This window comes from Kitasatospora sp. NPDC048715 (assembly GCF_043198905.1).
GTDB lineage: Bacteria > Actinomycetota > Actinomycetes > Streptomycetales > Streptomycetaceae > Kitasatospora > Kitasatospora lactacystinica.
This window is the reverse complement of record NZ_JBICVH010000015.1, coordinates 193,543-208,629: the sequence shown is the minus strand read 5'-3', so window position 1 is coordinate 208,629 and position 15,087 is coordinate 193,543. Positions and strand designations below refer to the sequence as shown.

The window sequence follows — 15,087 nt, the reverse complement described above, 5'->3', positions numbered from 1 at the left end:
CTGTATTTCGCTGCCGAAATTTCGGCAACGAATATTTTTGCGCCGTTGTTTCTGCTGCGGTTTGTAGACTCCTCCCATGGCCGAGCACCCTCCCGAGCAGCCCACTGCGCCCCGCGACCGGACGGGCAGCCGTGACCGGACGGGGGCCCGGGACTGGACGGACGGCCACCTCGACCGCTGGCAGCCGGTGCTGCCCGGCCTCGACCCGGACATCGAGGCCTCCGTCACCCGGATGTCGCGACTCACCCGCCACCTCGGCCGGGTCCGCGAACAGGGCGTCGCCGACTACGGCCTGCACAAGCACGAGTTCGACACCCTGCACGTGCTCGCCGGCCGCGGCGGCCACGCCGCCCCCTCCGACCTCCGGGCCGACCTCAACCTCGCCCCCGCCTCGGTCACCGGCCGGCTGGAGACCCTGGAACGGCGCGGCTTCGTCCTGCGCACGCCGTCCACGGAGGACCGCCGGAAGGTCGACATCGTGCTGACCGAGGCCGGACGCGCCGCCTGGCAGGAGGCCCTGGACGTGGTGGGCCGGGAGGAGCGGCGGCTGCTGGGAGTGCTCTCCGAGGAGGAACGGCGCACGCTGGCGGACCTGCTGCGGAAGGTGATGCTCGCTCAGGAGGGCGAGCGGTAGGCCCCCCGGGCGGGCGGCCGGGCGGCCGGGGTCGACCCGCGGCGTCCGTCCCTGGTATCGATAGGGGCGTGCGATTCGAACTTGTGCCGGTGCCGGACGGCGTGGGGGCGCGGCCCCGGGACGGGCGGGGCTACCCGGTGCCCGCGATCACGCCGTGGCAGGGCGACGTCCCGCAGTTCGCGCTGACCGACTACGGGCGCAGCGCCGACTGCGCGCTGGAGCGGCGGTGCTCGGTGTGCGGGCGGTTCATGGACCGCGGACCGGTGTGGCGGGTGGTCGGCGCCGCCGAGAGCGCGGCGATCGCCGGGGCGCTCGCGGCCGGGCAGCCGTACCGCAACCTCGCGCCCACCATGGAGGGCCCGGGCCACCGGTCCTGCATGCTCTACGCCGCCATGGTCTGCCCGTACCTGGCGCGCCCCAACGCCCGGCGGCGGGCGAGCACCGGGGACACGGCGGACGAGCTGACCTCGGCCGCCGTCCGGGGCGCGGCGCGCGGCGGCACGGGCGCGGTGGTCGGGTTCGGCGACTACGAGTACGCCGTCACCGGGACCCGGGTGCTGTTCCGCTTCCTCGACGTGGTCGAGTTCCTGCCGCACGAGTCGGCCGACGAGCACCTGGCCGAGCTGCGAGCCGAGTTGGCGAAGCCTCGGTAGCTCTCGTGGCCCGTGCCGCCCCGGTGGCCCGGCCGGCGGAGCTGCCGGCCGGGCGGGTTCGGGGCCGCGGGGGTCAGACCGCCCGGGTCTGCGCCCAGTCGTAGAGGCGGCGGGCGCCGTCACCGAGGCGGGTGGCGTACGAGGTGCCGGCCGGGCCGCCCGCGAGTTCCTCGGAGGTGGTGGTGACGCCGACGAGGGTGCCGGTCCCGGTGGCGGGGTCGAACCCGGTGAAGTGGGGGCCGCCGCTGGCCCCGTGCGACATGTCGCAGGGCTCGCCCCACAGCAGCGGGGCCTTGGGTCCGGGGCGGCTCGGTCCGGCGCAGTGGATCAGGCGCGAACCGGTGTACTTGCCGTCGGGGTTGTTCAGCCGGTCCTTCGGATACCCGAAGGAGTGGACGAACTCGCCCTCGACGGGCGGGGTGAACGCGATCCGCTGGCTGCCGGTCACGTCCGCGACCCGCCGCCCCTCGGCCGAACGGTTCGCCACCAGGACCGCGGCGTCGTGGCCGGCCACGGCGACCCCGTCCGACCCGGTCCCGCTCGGTGCGGAGTCCCAGCGGGAGGAGGTGGCCATGGTCCTGATGCTGAAGCCGCCGAGCGGCTTGGTCCCGTTGCGGTACCCGGGCACGAAGTAGAGGTTGTGGTTCCAGGTGTCGGCGGCGGCGGGCGCCCCGACCCCCCGCAGGCAGTGGGCCGAGGTGACGACGGTGCTGCGGTTCGCGCCGGCGACGACCGTCGCGGTGCAACTGCCGTCGTAGCCGTCGGAGAAGGTGAAGAAGAGCCGGCCGACGCTGCGGGTCACCGCTCCGCCGTGGGTCCACACGGCCCCGGGGTCCGGGGTGTCCGCGGGCAGCGGCCGCGGGTCGTCGGGGGTGTTGTCGTCCTCGGGCACGGGCGTGATCTCGGGGACCATGGCACCCGCCAGCTTCATCCGGGCGGGGGTCCAGTAGGCGTCGACCAGGTCGCGCTCCTGCGCGGTGGTGGCGCCGGCGTGCGTCGTGACGGTCTCCCGCTCCGCGGCGAGGGCGGCGTTCGGCAGCAGCACCGCCGCCGTGGTCGCACTCAGCAGGAGGGCGCCCACGGCGGCGAGCCTGCGGGGCAGTGCGCGGTCGGTGGTCGGTGTTCCGGTCGGTGTTGCGGGTGTCTTCGGCATGTCCGGCACGCTAGGCGCGGGACGTCAGACTTTTGTGTGGAACGGGTCTCGGCCGTCCGTCGAGAGGATCAGGTTCCGGTAACGGCGTCTCGGTCCTGTACCGGTGGCCTCCGCTCTGCCTGAGCCGGCATCAGGGGCGGTAGGAGGGCAGGCCCTTGACGGTGGAGACCTGGGTCGGCGCGGCCGAGCCGTCGGCGGGCAGGGTGCTGATGCCGTCCGGGGTGCGGACCGCGATGGTCCTGCCGTCGGGGGACCAGGCGGGCTGGGTGTAGTCGGTGGTGGCCGACGGGGTGAGGTCCTTCTCGGCCTTCTGGTCGATCCGGGTGGAGCGGGTGAACAGGTGGTCGTGCCCGTTCACCGAGCGGACGAAGACGAGGTGCTCGCCGTCCGGGGCGAGGGCCGGCTGCGAGCCCTTGCCCAGGTCCCGGGTGGCCGGGCGGATGTAGTCGTCGTACAGGTACACCTCGTTGGTCGGGGTGTTGGCGTAGACGATCTCGCCCCGGTGGCCGCCCGCGTTGGCCCAGGTGTTGCCGGTCTGCGGCGGCTGCGGCACCGGATCGCCGCCGCCCTCGGAGATGTGCGGGGTGAGCACCTCGGGGGTGGCGCCGGGGGACTTGGTGGGGACCTTCTCCAGCCGCAGCGTGCCGCCCTTGTCGGAGGTGAAGACGATCGCGGCGAACCGATCCAGCGCGTCGCCGCCGGCGGTGACGCTCGGGTCGGCGGTGGCGTGCTGCCAGGTGGGGTGGGACCAGGTCTCGCCGCCGGGGTTCCTGGCGAGGACGACCTTGCCGGTGCCGTCCGGGTTGGCGGTCATCAGGTCGCCGTTGCCGTTGACGAAGGCGGCCTTCTTTCCGTCGGGGGACCAGGCCAGGTCCCGGACGACGGTGCCGAAGTCGACGGTGGTGCCGTTCAGTGCGACGGTCGCCGTGCCGGTGGAGATGGTCAGGTGGTTGGCGGCCGAGGTGCCGTTGACCTCCTTGCCGCCGCCGGGCGCGGCGCTGCCGGAGGGGGCGGAGGAGCCGGGTGCGGCCGTTCCCGGCGACGCCGCCCCGGGGGCGGTACCGGCCGGGGCGGCGCCGCCGGTCGGAGCGGCGGTGGGGGCGGAGTCGCCGTTCTCGGGGCCGCAGGCGGAGACCAGGACGGCGCCGACGCCGACCATCAGCGCGATCGCCGCGGTGGTGCCGAACCGGTTTCGCACGGAGCTGTTGCGCACGGACATCTTCCTGGTCCCCCTTGTGTGCTGTTCGCCTTCGACCAGGAGCCTCGCAGTGCGAGGTCAGCGGCGGATGTGCGCCGTGTCACAGCCGTGGAACAGCGGGGGGAGTGCCGTGGCCCCGTGGCGGGGGCGGTTCAGAGGCCGAGTTCGGTGAGGCCCGGGTGGTCGTCCGGGCGGCGGCCGAGCGGCCAGTGGAACAGGCGCTCCTCGGCGGTGATCGGCAGGTCGTTGATGGACGCGTGCCGACGGGCCATCAGGCCGTCGCGGTCGAACTCCCAGTTCTCGTTGCCGTAGGAGCGGTACCAGCGGCCGTCGCCGTCGTGCCACTCGTACGCGAAGCGGACCGCGATGCGGTTGCCGTCGTGCGCCCAGAGTTCCTTGATCAGGCGGTAGTCGAGCTCGCGCTGCCACTTGCGGGTGAGGAAGTCGGCGATCCGCTCGCGGCCGGCGAGGAACTCGGAGCGGTTGCGCCAGCGGCTGTCCGGGGTGTAGGCGAGGGCGACCCGCCGGGGGTCGCGGGTGTTCCAGGCGTCCTCGGCGGCCCGGACCTTCCGGCGGGCGGTCTCCTCGGTGAACGGGGGCAGGGGCGGGCGCTGCTCGGTGCCGGTCTCGGGCATGGATGCTCCTCGGAATGGGCGTTCCACCGGTGAGAACGATCGTTCTCACTCTGCTGGATACGATAGGAGAATCATCGTTCTCACGCAAAGGGCACGGCAGATGGAGCAGGAAGACCCGCGGACCCGAATCCTCGACGCGGCCGAGGAGCTGTTCTACGGGCAGGGCATCCAGGCGGTCGGCATGGACGCCGTCCGGGCCGCCTCCGGCATGACCATGCGCCGCGTCTACCAGCACTTCCCGTCCAAGGGCGAGCTCGTCGAGGCCTACCTGCTGCGCCGCGACGGCCGTTGGCGGGCGAGCCTCGCCGAGTACGTCTCGCGCACCGGCGGCGACCCGCGGGAGCAACTGCTCGCGGTCTACGACTGGCTCGGCCGGTGGTTCGCCGAACCCGGTTTCCGGGGCTGCGCCTTCGTCAACTCGCTCGGCGAACTGGGCGCCGTCAGCCCCGCGGTGGTGGCCGCCGCCCGGCACCACAAGGCGGAGTTCGGGAGCTACCTCGCGGGCCTGGCCCAGGCCGCCGGAGCGCCGTCCGCCACGGCCGTCCACCTGACCCTGCTGGCCGAGGGGTCGATCACCAGCGCGGCCGTCCACGGCGATCCGACGGCCGCCGCCGACGCGAGGGAGGCCGCCCGGCTGCTGCTGGCCGCGACGCCGGGGCGGTAGCCGGGGGAGGGGGCGACGGCCGGCGCCGGGGGCGAGCGCACCCCGTCGCCCCGTGGCGACGGCCCCGTGCGGGGCCGTCGTTGCCCCTCGGCAGCGGGTGGTGCCGATGGTGTCGACGGTGCCGGCGGTGCGGAGGGGACGCCACGCGGGGCGACCGTTCCCGGCCGAACCGCACCGGGCGAGTGCTTTTCGCCCGAACGCGCGTTTATCGCCCATTGATCGCCACCGCCTAGCCTCGGGCGCATGGACGAGAGAGCGGCCGAGCGGCCGGGGGCGTCGCCCGAGGGGCGGATGACGGAGCAGGACACCGAGCGGTTCCGGCGGTTGCTGGCGCGGCTGGAGGACTCGCTGGTGGTGGACCGGAAGGCGGCGGGGCGCGATGCCTGAGTGCGCCGAGGCGCCCGAGTGCGCCGGGCCGGGTCCGGTGGCGGTGCTGCCGGTGGCCGTGCTGCCGCTCTGGCGGCGCGGGGAGGCCGGGCAGGAGCGGAACGCGGACCGGCCCGGGGTGCTGCGGGGGCACCCCGGGCCGGTGGTGGGCGGTCGGGAGCGGGAGGGCGGCGCCGACCGGAGGGACTGACCGGTCAGCTGCAGCCGCAGTCGCACGAGCAGCAGTCGCACCCGTCGCAGCAGTCCCCGTCGCAGCACTGGCAGCAGTCGCCGCAGCCGCCGCAGTCACCGCACTCGCAGTCGTTCCGCACGCAGAAGCCCTCGCGGCGCTCGCGGCTGAACGGGTCCTCGTGGTCGCAGCAGAGCAGCTGGCAGGTGCAGGCCATCAGCGCCCACATCGCGCACCCGGCGAGCAGGTTGCGGGGGTTCGGCGGCTTCTGGCCGGGCGGCGTGAACCCCGGGCCCTGCGGCACCCACGGCGGGATCGGCGCCTGGCCGGGCGGCGTCTGCTGCGGCGGCGCCTGGTGCGGGTGCTCGCCGGTGGCGGTGCCCGCCGCGTCCGGGCGGCGGCAGGCCGCCCCGTGCCGGGCCGGTCCGAAGACCCGCTCCACCGCCCGCTCGGTCTCGTGCGCGAGCAGCACGTGCACGAGGGTGCGGTCGGTGAGTTCGACCTCGCGCAGCGCGAGCCGGATGCCGTGGACGGCGTCGCGGCAGAGCCGTTCGGCCTCGGCGCGGTCGGTGCCGGTGGCGGTCAGCGGGTTCCAGGCGCCCGAGGCCGCGTCAGCGGCCTGGTCCTCGGCGGCGTCGAGGAGGTGGGCGAGCCGGCCGAACAGCCGTCCGGCCTCGGCGAGCGGGGCGGCGTTGCCGGGGCGCCCGGCGATCACGGCGGTGTGCGCGAAGGCGGCCGAGGTGGCGGTCTCGGTGGGCTCGGTGACCAGCAGGACGGACCCGCCGGGCCGCAGCGAGCGCTCCAACTCGCCCTGCCGGGAGGCCGCGTCGAGCAGCACCGCGGTGTCGAAGCCGACCGTGGAGGCGCTGCCCGCGCTCTGCCGGTCCCAGCGCCGGGTGACGGCACGGGCTCCGGCCGCGACCGGGCGGCGGGCGAAGACGCCGTCGCGGTCCTCGACGTGGTCGCGGATCTTGACCGAGGCGAGTGCCAGCGAGACGGCGGCGGCGAGCCGGGCGCCCTCGCCCTTGGCGACGGAGGCGGTCCGCATGCCGCGCAGCGGGCAGGGCCCGGCGGTGCGGCGCCAGGAGGAGTCCTCCCGGGCGGCCTGGGCCTCGACCAGCACGGAGATGATCAGACCGTCGTAGTTGGTCGCCGTTCGCGCCAGCTGCCCGTGGTCGTCCCGCAGTGCGAGGCAGAGCCCGCACAGGTGGGCCATCCAGGAAGTCTGCAGGCGCTCCGACAATCGGTGCCTGCACGGTCTGATGATGCCGAACACGCTGGTCCCCCTTGCTTCACGGGCCGCCGACCGGCCACGATCCGCCGCACATCATATGATCGGCGCCCCGTTCGGGCCGAGGCCCCGTCAAGCCCCGGAGACCGGGCGGAGGTGGCGGACGCACCTCCCCAGGGGTGCGCCACTCGCCGCCCGCCACTCGCCGCCCGCCACTCGCCCCGCCCCCGCCCCCTGCCCGCCGTCCCGGCTGCGCCGGCCGGCCGGAGTCGCGGGCCCGGACCCGGTGAGATGATCTCAGATCCGGGATAGCATCGCGAATATGGGAATCGACACGGCCGCCGACGAGCGGTTGGCGCAACGGCTCGCCGAGCTGAGGCTGGAACGCGGATGGACCCTGGAGGAGTTGGCGCGGCTGGCGGACGTCAGCCGCTCGACGCTGTCCCGGGTGGAACGGGCGGAGGTCAGTCCGACGGCCGCGCTGCTCGGTCGGCTGTGCGCCGTGTACGGGCGGACCATGTCGCGGCTGCTCGCCGAGGTGGAGTCCGGCCCGGCCCGGCTGGTGCGGGCCGGGGAGCAGCAGGTCTGGCGGGACGGGACGACCGGGTTCGTCCGCCGGTCGGTCTCGCCGCCGCACGGCTCGCTGCGGGCGGAGATCATCGAGGGCCGGCTGCCGGCCGGCGCGGACATCGCCTACGACCGCGCCTGTACGCCCGGCCGGGAGCACCACCTGTGGCTGTTCGAGGGGAACCTGGAACTGACCGTGGACGGGGAGCCGCAGCCGCTGGGCCCCGGCGACTGCCTGCGCTACGTCGGCGTCACCAGCCGCTTCCGCAGCCTCGGCCCGGGCGAGGCCCGGTACGCGCTGGTGGTGGTCGAGCCGTGAGCGCCGCCGCCGACCCGATAGCCGGGGAGCCCGGGGAGCCCGGGGAGCCCGGAAAGCCCGAGGGCAGCAGGGAGCCCGAGGACAGCACAAAGCCCGGAGGATCCGGAAAGCCCAAGGAGCGCTTCGACGCCGCCGGGCGCCGGATCCTGCTGGTCTGCGTCGCGGGCGGCTTCACCACGCTGCTCGACCAGTCCGTCCTCAACACCTCCATCCCCGCCCTGCGCGAGACCCTGCACGCCGGGCCCGCCGACCTCCAGTGGATCGTCGCCGGCTACTCGCTGGCCTTCGGCCTCGCGCTGATCCCCGGCGGGCGGCTGGGCGACGTCAAGGGCCGCAAGTGGTTCTTCGTCACCGGCCTCGCCCTGTTCACCCTGGTCAGCCTGGTCTCCGCGACCGCCACCGAGCCCGGGGTGCTGATCGCCGCCCGGCTGCTCCAGGGCGCGGGCGCCGGCCTGGTCAACTCCCAGATGATCGGCACCCTCCAGGACGTCTTCGACGGCCAGCTGCGGGCCCGCGCCCTCGGCATGTACGCCGTCACCGGCGGCCTCGCCTTCGCGCTCGGCCCGCCGATCGGCGGCGCCGTGCTGGCCCTGGCCGGCCCCGAGAACGGCTGGCGGCTGACCTTCCTGCTCAACGTCCCCTTCGGGCTGGCCACCGTCGTCCTGGCGGCCCGCCACCTGCCGAAGCCCCGCCCCAGCGCGCGCGGCGCCAACCTCGACCTCCTCGGCCTGCTGCTGGTCGGGGCGCTCACCCTCGCCCTGATGCTGCCCTTCGTCCGGCCGCCCGGCTGGACCGGCTGGCTCGCCTTCGCGGCCACCGCCCTGCTGCTGCTCGGCGCGCTCGTCTGGTGGCAGCGCCGCTACGCCCGGGCCGGCGGCCGGCCGCTGATCCACCCGGCCCTCACCCGCTCCGCGCCGTACGCGCTCGGGACGGCCACCGCGATGGCCCAGTTCGGCTCCTCGCTCGCGGCCTCGCTGGTCCTGACCATGTTCCTGCAGGACGGCCTCGGCCTGTCCCCGATGGGCGCCGCGCTGGTCGCGCTGCCCTCCGCCGTGGCCATGGGCACGGCCTCCGCGCTCGCCTGGCGGGTCGTCCAGCGCTACGGCCGGCGCACCGTCACCGCCGGGATGGTCGGCTCGGGGCTCGCCATGCTGCTCAGCGGGCTGCTCGCGCACTGGGCGCCCGCGGCCGTCCTGCCCTGGCTGCTGGCGCTGCTGCAACTGCTCGGCGGCGCCTCGGTCGGACTGATGGGCTCCACCAACCAGGCGTTCGTGCTGCGCCACGCGCCCGCCGAGGCGGCCGGGGTGAGCGGGGCGATCCTGCAGATGGCGCAGCGGATCGCGGCGGCCGTCGCGATCTCGGCCCTGTCCGGGGTCTACCTGCGGGAGACCGCCGGCGGCGGCGGGCACCGCTCGGCCTTCCTGACGGCGAGCACGGTGTGCGCCGCGGTGGCCGGACTCGCCGTCCTCGCCTCGGTGTTCGCCGGCCGCGCCGCGGCCCGCGAGCAGCGCGAGGGCGAGCCGGTCGCGATCCGCCGAGGGCGAACGCCGGTCCGCTAGCCGGTGGTCCGTGCGTACCGTGGCGGGCATGACCGACGCCGTACGGAACCGGACCGTGGACCTGCCCGGGGTGACGCTCGCCTACCGGGAGAGCGGACGCCCCGGCGGTCCTCCCCTCGTCCTGCTGCACGCCCTCGGCGAACGCGCCGCCGACTGGGCACCCGTCCTGCCCGGGCTCGCCCCCGGCCACCACGTGTACGCGCTCGACCTGCGCGGCCACGGCGGCAGCTCGCGCACCGCCGCCTGCTCGCTGGAGGCGATGCGGGACGACGTGCTGGCCTTCCTCGACGCCCTCGGACTCGCCCGCGTCGACCTGGTCGGCCACTCGATGGGCGGCGCCGTCGCCTACCTGCTCGCCCAGGCCGCGCCGGAGCGGATCGACCGGCTGGTCCTGGAGGACATCCCCGCGCTGTACCCGCGCCCGGCGAGCGCGCTGCCCGAGGATCCGGACCCGGACGTGCACTTCGACTGGGCGATGGTCCGGGCCGTCCGGGCCCAGCTCGACGACCCCGACCCGGCCTGGCGGGCGGGGCTGGCGGGGATCACGGCCCGCACCCTGGCGGTGGCCGGCGGCCCGGCCAGCCACATCCCGCAGGAGCGGATCGCCGAACTCGCCCGGCTGATCCCGGACTGCCGCCTGGTCACCGTCGAGGCCGGGCACCTGGTGCACGGTGCCCGGCCCGCCGAGTTCGTCGCCGCGGTGGCGCCGTTCCTGGCCCGCTGAGGCGCACGGCCGGTGAGCCGCGGGCCCGCTGAACCGCGGGCCCGCTGAGCCGCCGACCCGCTGAGCCGCCGACCCGCTGAGCCGCCGACCCGCTGAGCCGCCGACCCGCGGCCGGGCGGGTCAGACGCCGTGTTCGACGGGCAGCCGCCCGTTGCGCACCGCCGTCAGCAGGTCGGTGTGGTCGGCCTCGGTGCGGTCCGCGTAGGCGACCGCGAAGGCGGCGACCGCCTCGTCCAGGGTCTCGCCCTTGCCGCAGTACCCGGCCAGCAGGCCCGGGTCGGCGGTGTGGGAGTGCGCCCGGGCCAGCAGGGCGCCGGTGATCCGGGCGTAGTCGTCCAGCTGGGACGGCTGCAGGGCGGCCGGGTCGACGCTGCCCTTGCGGTTGCGGAACTGCCGTACCTGGTAGGGGAGTCCGTCGACCGTGGTCCAGCCCAGCAGGGTGTCGCTGACCACCTGCATGTGCTTCTGCCCGAGCACCACCCGGCGGCCCTCGTGCCCGTCCGGCCCGGACCGCGGCCCGGCCGGCAGGTACGGCAGCAGCGCGGAGGGACGCGCCTCCTTCACCTGCAGCACCAGCGGCTGGTCCCGGTGGTCGGTGAGCAGCACCACGTACGAGCGGGTGCCCACGCTGCCGGTGCCCACCACCCGGAACGCCACGTCCTGCACCCGGTAGCGGGACAGCAGGGTGCGCACCTCGGCCGGCACCGTCTCGACGTACGGGCCGAGTGCGTGCGCGACGGCGCGGGCGGTCGCGTCGGTCACCTCGGTGAGCACCGGGGGAGCGGCCGTGAAGCGCCAACCGCCGTCCGCGGTACGGGCGGTGCTGCGGGCGGCGAACCGCGCGCTGGTGTTGCCGAGCGCCTTCGCGCCGACCTTGCGCAGCACCTCGGCGAGGTCGTGCGCCTCGGCGAAGGAGACCAGCTGCTCGTCCGCGATGGCGTTCCAGGCGTCCAGCCCGGGGAGTTTGGCGAGCGTGCGCACCGTCCGGCGGTAGGAGCCGGCCGCGTGCTGGGCGGCCTCGCGCGCGGTGCTCTCGCTCGCCCCGGCCTCGCGGGCGGCCAGCACCAGGCTGGCGGCCAGCCGCTTGAGGTCCCACTCCCAGGGGCCGGGGACGGTCTCGTCGAAGTCGTTGATGTCCAGCACGATCTGGCCGCGGGCGTCGCCGTACAGACCGAAGTTGGCGGCGTGCGCGTCCCCGCACAGCTGCGCGCCGACCCCGGTCACCGGGGTGCCCGCGAGGTCGGCGGCCATCAGCCCGGCCGACCCGCGCAGGAACGCGAACGGGCTCGCGGCCATCCGGCCGACCCGGATCGGTACCAGCCGGGCTATTCGGCCCGTGTTGGAGGTCTCCAGCGCGGACACGGCGGTCGGCCGGTCGGGCGCGGGAGCGAACTCCGCGTGCCGCTCCCGGGGCACCCTCGCCCGCAGCTCCTTGCCGCGCTCCCGCGCCCTCCCGTCCTGCGCCGGGGCGAACCCGGCCACCGCGAACCCGCGCCGGGTCCGCTCGTCCCGCCCCGCCGCCGGCCCCGACCGATCCTCGGCCGCCTCGGCCCCACCCACGTGCGCCACTTGTCCCGCCCGTCCCTTCCGGTCCTCATCCCGCCCGCGACCTGCGCGGACGTTCGTCGGGGGGAGTGACGTGCGGCGTCGCGCGGTGGTTCCGGGGGAAGGGGGTCCGGTTGCGGGGCGCAGGTGGCGCGGGTCGGGATCGGGCGCGGGGCGGAGCGTCTGGGCTCCGGTGGGCGGTGGGCGGTGGGCGGTGGGCGGTGGGCGGCGGGCGGCCGGGGCGGAGTGCGTGCCGCGCGGGGTAGCGTGGGGCGGGTGGACGATCTTGGGGGGAAGGGCCTTCGGGTGCGCCTGGCGGCAGGGGCCGCCGCCGCGCTGACCGTGGCGGCCGGGCTGGGGGTGCGGGCGGCGCTGGGCGGGGACCTCGCCAAGGACGCCGGGGACGCGCTCTACACCGTCCTGCTGTACGCCCTGCTCGTGCTGGCCGCGCCGAGGCTGCGCCCCGGCCGGGCCGCCGTCCTGGCCGCCGCGCTGAGCTGGGCCGTGGAGCTGTTCCAGCTCACCGGCCTGCCGGACGCCTGGGGGCGGCACAGCGTCCTGGCCCGGCTGGTACTGGGCTCGACCTTCAACCCGCCGGACCTGTTCTGGTACCTGGTCGGCGCGGGCTGTGCCGGAGCGCTCCACCGGCTGCTGCGGACCTCCCGGGTCGCAGCGGCCGGCGGAGCCGTTCGGTGGAGCCATCCGGCGGAGTGAACCACTGGAGTGAACCGACGGACCGTCAGAGCGGAAGCAGCTCCGGCCGCTTGGGCTCGACGTGGTCACCCGAGGACTCGCCGCGCAGGCGCCGGCCTACCCAGGGCAGCAGGTGCTCGCGGGCCCACTGGATGTTCTCCCGCCGCTGGTCGGCGGGGGTGAGCACGCGGGCGTCCGGCCACGGGGCCTCCGGGTCCTGCGCGGTGCGCAGGCCCAGCGAGCGGGCGGCCAGCAGGGCGACCCGCTGGTGGCCCTCGGGGGACAGGTGCAGGCGGTCCTCGCTCCACGCGCGGCGGTCCTGCACCGCGCGCAGCGACCACAGGTCGGCCACCTGGCAGCCGTTGCGGTCGGCGACGGCGCGCACGTGACCGTTGTAGGTGGCGATCTTGCCGCGCAGGTGCTTCAGCAGCGGCACGTCCTTGGTGTCGAAGCCGGTGCAGACCAGCACCGTCCCGGCGTTCTCGGTGAGCTGGACGACGGCGGCCTCGAAGCGTCCGGCCACCTCGTCCGGGTCGCTGCCCGGCCGGAGGATGTCGTTGCCGCCCGCGCAGAAGGTGACCAGGTCGGGCTGGAGGCGGCGGACCTGCGGCACCTGCTCGGCGGTGATCTGGTCCAGCAGCCGGCCGCGCACGGCGAGGTTGGCGTAGCGGAAGTCGCCCGGCGGGCGTCCGTCGGCGAGGATCCCGGCGAGCCGGTCGGCCCAGCCGGCGAACCTGCCATCGATGCCGGGGTCGTTCAGACCCTCGGTGAAGCTGTCCCCGAGGGCGGCGTACGAATCGAGGTCAAGGGTCTCCTGGAGATTCGGCATGAAAGAGATAGTTCACCCAATCAAGTGACCTACGCCACCGTAGGTGACCCCGGCGGCACGTGAGATGGGCCACGTACCCGCACCGGGCGATTCCGCCCGCAGAGACCCGGTCCCCGGAAAGCGCAAGATCGGCACCCCCTTCCGCTTTCCGGCCCGTCCGGCGGATGCTCGAAGGGAGCGGCCGGCTCCGGCCGCAGTCCTCCTGGGGGAAGGCATCCATGACCACCGACCTGCGCCCCGTTCCGCCCGAGAACTGGTCCATCGACGACCGCTGCACCAACTGCGACGTCGCCCGGCAGCTCGCGCCCGGCCTGGTCCGCGAGCACGAGGGCCGCTCCGAGCTGGTCCGCCAGCCGCGCGACGCGGCCGAGCGCCGACAGCTGCTCGCCGCCGCCCACGCCTGCCCGACCCGCTCCATCCGCCCCGGCACCGGGCCGCTGGACCCGGCCGAGGACCCGTTCCCGCTGGCCCTCGCCGACGACCTGCTGCTGCTCGGCCACAACTCCCGCCGCATCGCGGGCGCCAACTCCTACCTCTGCCGCCGCCCGACCGGCTGGGTGATGGTCGACACGCCGCGCTACAGCGAGGCCCTGGCCGCCCGGTACGCCGCGCTCGGCCCGGTCACCGACGTCCTGCTCACCCACCGCGACCACGCCGCGCACGGCCGGGCGTACGCCGACCGCCTCGGGGCCCGGCTCTGGATCCACGAGGGCGACCTGGAGGCCGCGCCCGACGCCGACCGGGTGCTGCGCGGCACCGGGCCGACGGAGGTCTCGCCCGGCCTGGTCGCCCACCCGTTCCCCGGCCACACCCGGGGCAGCGTGCTCTACCTCGCGGACCAGCGGTACTGCTTCAGCGGCGACAGCCTGTACTGGTCCCGCACCACCGGGGACATCGAGGTGGCGGAATCGGTGACCTGGTACTCGATCGAGGAGCTCGCCGCCTCGCTGCGGCGCGGCCTCGGCGTACTGCGCTTCGAGTGGTTGCTGCCCGGCCACGGCGGGCGGCGCCGGATGTCCGCCGAGGAGGCGGACCGCCGGCTGCGGGCGCTGGCGGAGCGGTGCCGGGAGCTGCGGCCCGGGCCGGTGGACTTCGGCGCGGTCCGCTGGTAGCCGGGCGCCGGAGGGCCGGTGCGCCGGTGCCTGCGCCGGGTGCGCGGGGGCGTGCGACCGCCGGGAGCGCCCGCCCGGGTGTGCGAACGGTTCCGCCGGGGCAGCCGCCTTGGGAACGAAGGTGTTCGGCCTCGCGAACCCCGAACTCCGTGCGACGAACTCCCCGCGATCCAAGGATGGTTGAGTCATGCTCACGCAGACACCGGAGCGCCAGGCCCGGCCGCGGCGCTACCTGATGTGCCGGTCGACGCACTTCACCGTGGACTACGCGATCAACCCGTGGATGGACCCGTCCCAGCCCACCGACACCGCGCTCGCCCTGCGCCAGTGGGAGCGGCTCTACTGGACGTACCGCCGGCTCGGCCACACCGTCGAGCTGATCGACCCGGTGCCCGGCCTGCCCGACATGGTGTACGCCGCCAACGGCGCCACCGTGCTGGACGGCCGGGCCCTGGTCGCCACCTTCCGCCACCCGGAGCGGGCCGCCGAGTCGGACGCCTACCTGGCCTGGTTCCGCGAGCACGGCTACCGCGAGGTGCGCCGGGCCGGGCACGTCAACGAGGGCGAGGGCGACCACCTGGTGGTGGGCCGCCGGGTGCTCGCCGGGACGGGCTTCCGCACCTCGCGCGCCGCGCACGCCGAGGCCGGGGAGCTGTTCGGCGTCCCGGTGGTCAGCCTGACCCTGGTCGACCCGCGCTTCTACCACCTGGACACCGCACTGGCGGTGCTTGCCGACGACCACGTCATGTACTACCCGGAGGCGTTCGACGCCGACAGCCGCTCGGTGCTGCGCGCGCTGTACCCGGACGCGGTCCTCGCCGACCGGGCCGACGCCGAGGTGTTCGGGCTCAACGCGGTCTCGGACGGCCGCCGGGTGCTGCTGCCGGAGGCGGCCAAGAACCTGGCCGGCCGCCTGGCCGAGCACGGCTACCAGCCGGTCCCGGTGGACGTCTCGGAGCTGCTGAAGGGCGGTGGCGGGGCGAAGTGCTGCACCCTGGAGCTCAGGCCGCGGTGA

General features: G+C 75.4%; 17 protein-coding genes. 11 read left to right on the top strand and 6 right to left on the bottom strand.

Annotation, left to right across the window (positions count from 1 at the left end; all coding sequences use genetic code 11):
* Positions 1-76: 76 nt before the first annotated feature.
* Together ACGFSC_RS27360 and ACGFSC_RS27355 are read left to right on the top strand one after the other, a co-directional pair.
* A complete protein-coding gene (locus ACGFSC_RS27360) occupies positions 77-634 on the top strand; it encodes a MarR family transcriptional regulator (protein WP_359899397.1) in 558 nt (185 codons plus the stop codon).
* 68 nt (positions 635-702) lie between these two features.
* The gene (locus tag ACGFSC_RS27355) at positions 703-1,287 is read left to right on the top strand and encodes a hypothetical protein (protein ID WP_359899395.1); all 585 of its coding nucleotides are present in this window, start codon (positions 703-705) and stop codon (positions 1,285-1,287) included.
* A gap of 73 nt (positions 1,288-1,360) precedes the next feature.
* Here the strand turns inward: ACGFSC_RS27355 and ACGFSC_RS27350 are convergent, their stop codons facing one another.
* From ACGFSC_RS27350 to ACGFSC_RS27340, 3 genes are all read right to left on the bottom strand, one after another.
* Positions 1,361-2,440 (bottom strand): hypothetical protein, encoded by a 1,080-nt coding sequence (locus ACGFSC_RS27350; RefSeq protein WP_359899394.1) that lies wholly within the window; start codon positions 2,438-2,440, stop codon positions 1,361-1,363.
* Between the two features lie 130 nt (positions 2,441-2,570).
* A complete protein-coding gene (locus tag ACGFSC_RS27345; protein ID WP_359899392.1) occupies positions 2,571-3,653 on the bottom strand; it encodes a hypothetical protein in 1,083 nt (360 codons plus the stop codon).
* Between the two features lie 137 nt (positions 3,654-3,790).
* Positions 3,791-4,273, bottom strand: a complete 483-nt coding sequence (locus tag ACGFSC_RS27340) for a nuclear transport factor 2 family protein (protein WP_359899390.1) — start codon at positions 4,271-4,273, stop codon at positions 3,791-3,793.
* Positions 4,274-4,373: 100 nt separating this feature from the next.
* Here ACGFSC_RS27340 and ACGFSC_RS27335 point away from each other — a divergent pair, with 100 nt between their 5' ends.
* The 3 genes from ACGFSC_RS27335 (at position 4,374) to ACGFSC_RS27325 (ending at position 5,514) form a co-directional block, all read left to right on the top strand.
* Positions 4,374-4,937 carry a TetR/AcrR family transcriptional regulator gene (locus ACGFSC_RS27335; RefSeq protein WP_359899388.1) on the top strand — a complete coding sequence of 188 codons (564 nt, stop codon included), beginning with the start codon at positions 4,374-4,376 and terminating at the stop codon, positions 4,935-4,937.
* A gap of 243 nt (positions 4,938-5,180) precedes the next feature.
* Positions 5,181-5,324 (top strand): hypothetical protein, encoded by a 144-nt coding sequence (locus ACGFSC_RS27330; protein WP_359899386.1) that lies wholly within the window; start codon positions 5,181-5,183, stop codon positions 5,322-5,324.
* Positions 5,317-5,514: a hypothetical protein gene (locus ACGFSC_RS27325; RefSeq protein WP_359899384.1), complete on the top strand. Its 198-nt coding sequence runs from the start codon at positions 5,317-5,319 to the stop codon at positions 5,512-5,514. Before ACGFSC_RS27330 ends, ACGFSC_RS27325 begins: the two co-directional genes overlap by 8 nt.
* Positions 5,515-5,518: 4 nt before the next feature.
* On the opposite strand, the gene ACGFSC_RS27320 is transcribed toward ACGFSC_RS27325, so the two are convergent.
* Positions 5,519-6,769, bottom strand: a complete 1,251-nt coding sequence (locus ACGFSC_RS27320; protein WP_359899382.1) for a DUF5685 family protein — start codon at positions 6,767-6,769, stop codon at positions 5,519-5,521.
* A gap of 277 nt (positions 6,770-7,046) precedes the next feature.
* Between ACGFSC_RS27320 and ACGFSC_RS27315 the strand changes: the two genes are divergently transcribed.
* The 3 genes from ACGFSC_RS27315 to ACGFSC_RS27305 are packed head-to-tail and all read left to right on the top strand — an operon-like array spanning position 7,047 to position 9,893.
* Positions 7,047-7,610, top strand: coding sequence for an XRE family transcriptional regulator (locus ACGFSC_RS27315; RefSeq protein ID WP_359899380.1), 564 nt, complete (start codon positions 7,047-7,049; stop codon positions 7,608-7,610).
* Entirely contained in the window at positions 7,607-9,169 is a 1,563-nt protein-coding gene (locus ACGFSC_RS27310; protein ID WP_359899378.1) for an MFS transporter, read from the top strand. Before ACGFSC_RS27315 ends, ACGFSC_RS27310 begins: the two co-directional genes overlap by 4 nt.
* Before the next feature lie 28 nt (positions 9,170-9,197).
* Entirely contained in the window at positions 9,198-9,893 is a 696-nt protein-coding gene (locus tag ACGFSC_RS27305; RefSeq protein WP_359899376.1) for an alpha/beta fold hydrolase, read from the top strand.
* 120 nt (positions 9,894-10,013) lie between these two features.
* On the opposite strand, the gene ACGFSC_RS27300 is transcribed toward ACGFSC_RS27305, so the two are convergent.
* Positions 10,014-11,462 carry a DUF2252 domain-containing protein gene (locus tag ACGFSC_RS27300; RefSeq protein WP_392864056.1) on the bottom strand — a complete coding sequence of 483 codons (1,449 nt, stop codon included), beginning with the start codon at positions 11,460-11,462 and terminating at the stop codon, positions 10,014-10,016.
* Between the two features lie 252 nt (positions 11,463-11,714).
* On the opposite strand from ACGFSC_RS27300, the gene ACGFSC_RS27295 reads away from it, so the two are divergent.
* Entirely contained in the window at positions 11,715-12,152 is a 438-nt protein-coding gene (locus ACGFSC_RS27295) for a DUF2809 domain-containing protein (protein ID WP_359899374.1), read from the top strand.
* Between the two features lie 25 nt (positions 12,153-12,177).
* Here the strand turns inward: ACGFSC_RS27295 and ACGFSC_RS27290 are convergent, their stop codons facing one another.
* Positions 12,178-12,960, bottom strand: a complete 783-nt coding sequence (locus tag ACGFSC_RS27290) for an SGNH/GDSL hydrolase family protein (RefSeq protein WP_359899372.1) — start codon at positions 12,958-12,960, stop codon at positions 12,178-12,180.
* Positions 12,961-13,178: 218 nt separating this feature from the next.
* Between ACGFSC_RS27290 and ACGFSC_RS27285 the strand changes: the two genes are divergently transcribed.
* Together ACGFSC_RS27285 and ddaH are read left to right on the top strand one after the other, a co-directional pair.
* The gene (locus tag ACGFSC_RS27285; protein ID WP_359899370.1) at positions 13,179-14,072 is read left to right on the top strand and encodes a 4Fe-4S domain-containing protein; all 894 of its coding nucleotides are present in this window, start codon (positions 13,179-13,181) and stop codon (positions 14,070-14,072) included.
* A 187-nt stretch (positions 14,073-14,259) separates the two neighbouring features.
* Positions 14,260-15,087 (top strand): dimethylargininase, encoded by an 828-nt coding sequence (gene ddaH / locus ACGFSC_RS27280; protein ID WP_359899368.1) that lies wholly within the window; start codon positions 14,260-14,262, stop codon positions 15,085-15,087.

Bases quoted from the DNA above. Each gene is read 5' to 3' on its own strand.
- ACGFSC_RS27360 (WP_359899397.1), top strand. From the start codon at position 77: ATGGCCGAGCACCCTCCCGAGCAGCCCACTGCGCCCCGCGACCGGACG.
- ACGFSC_RS27350 (WP_359899394.1), bottom strand. From the start codon at position 2,440: ATGCCGAAGACACCCGCAACACCGACCGGAACACCGACCACCGACCGC.
- ACGFSC_RS27340 (WP_359899390.1), bottom strand. From the start codon at position 4,273: ATGCCCGAGACCGGCACCGAGCAGCGCCCGCCCCTGCCCCCGTTCACC.
- ACGFSC_RS27335 (WP_359899388.1), top strand. From the start codon at position 4,374: ATGGAGCAGGAAGACCCGCGGACCCGAATCCTCGACGCGGCCGAGGAG.
- ACGFSC_RS27330 (WP_359899386.1), top strand. From the start codon at position 5,181: ATGGACGAGAGAGCGGCCGAGCGGCCGGGGGCGTCGCCCGAGGGGCGG.
- ACGFSC_RS27325 (WP_359899384.1), top strand. From the start codon at position 5,317: ATGCCTGAGTGCGCCGAGGCGCCCGAGTGCGCCGGGCCGGGTCCGGTG.
- ACGFSC_RS27315 (WP_359899380.1), top strand. From the start codon at position 7,047: ATGGGAATCGACACGGCCGCCGACGAGCGGTTGGCGCAACGGCTCGCC.
- ACGFSC_RS27305 (WP_359899376.1), top strand. From the start codon at position 9,198: ATGACCGACGCCGTACGGAACCGGACCGTGGACCTGCCCGGGGTGACG.
- ACGFSC_RS27290 (WP_359899372.1), bottom strand. From the start codon at position 12,960: ATGCCGAATCTCCAGGAGACCCTTGACCTCGATTCGTACGCCGCCCTC.
- ACGFSC_RS27285 (WP_359899370.1), top strand. From the start codon at position 13,179: ATGACCACCGACCTGCGCCCCGTTCCGCCCGAGAACTGGTCCATCGAC.
- ddaH (WP_359899368.1), top strand. From the start codon at position 14,260: ATGCTCACGCAGACACCGGAGCGCCAGGCCCGGCCGCGGCGCTACCTG.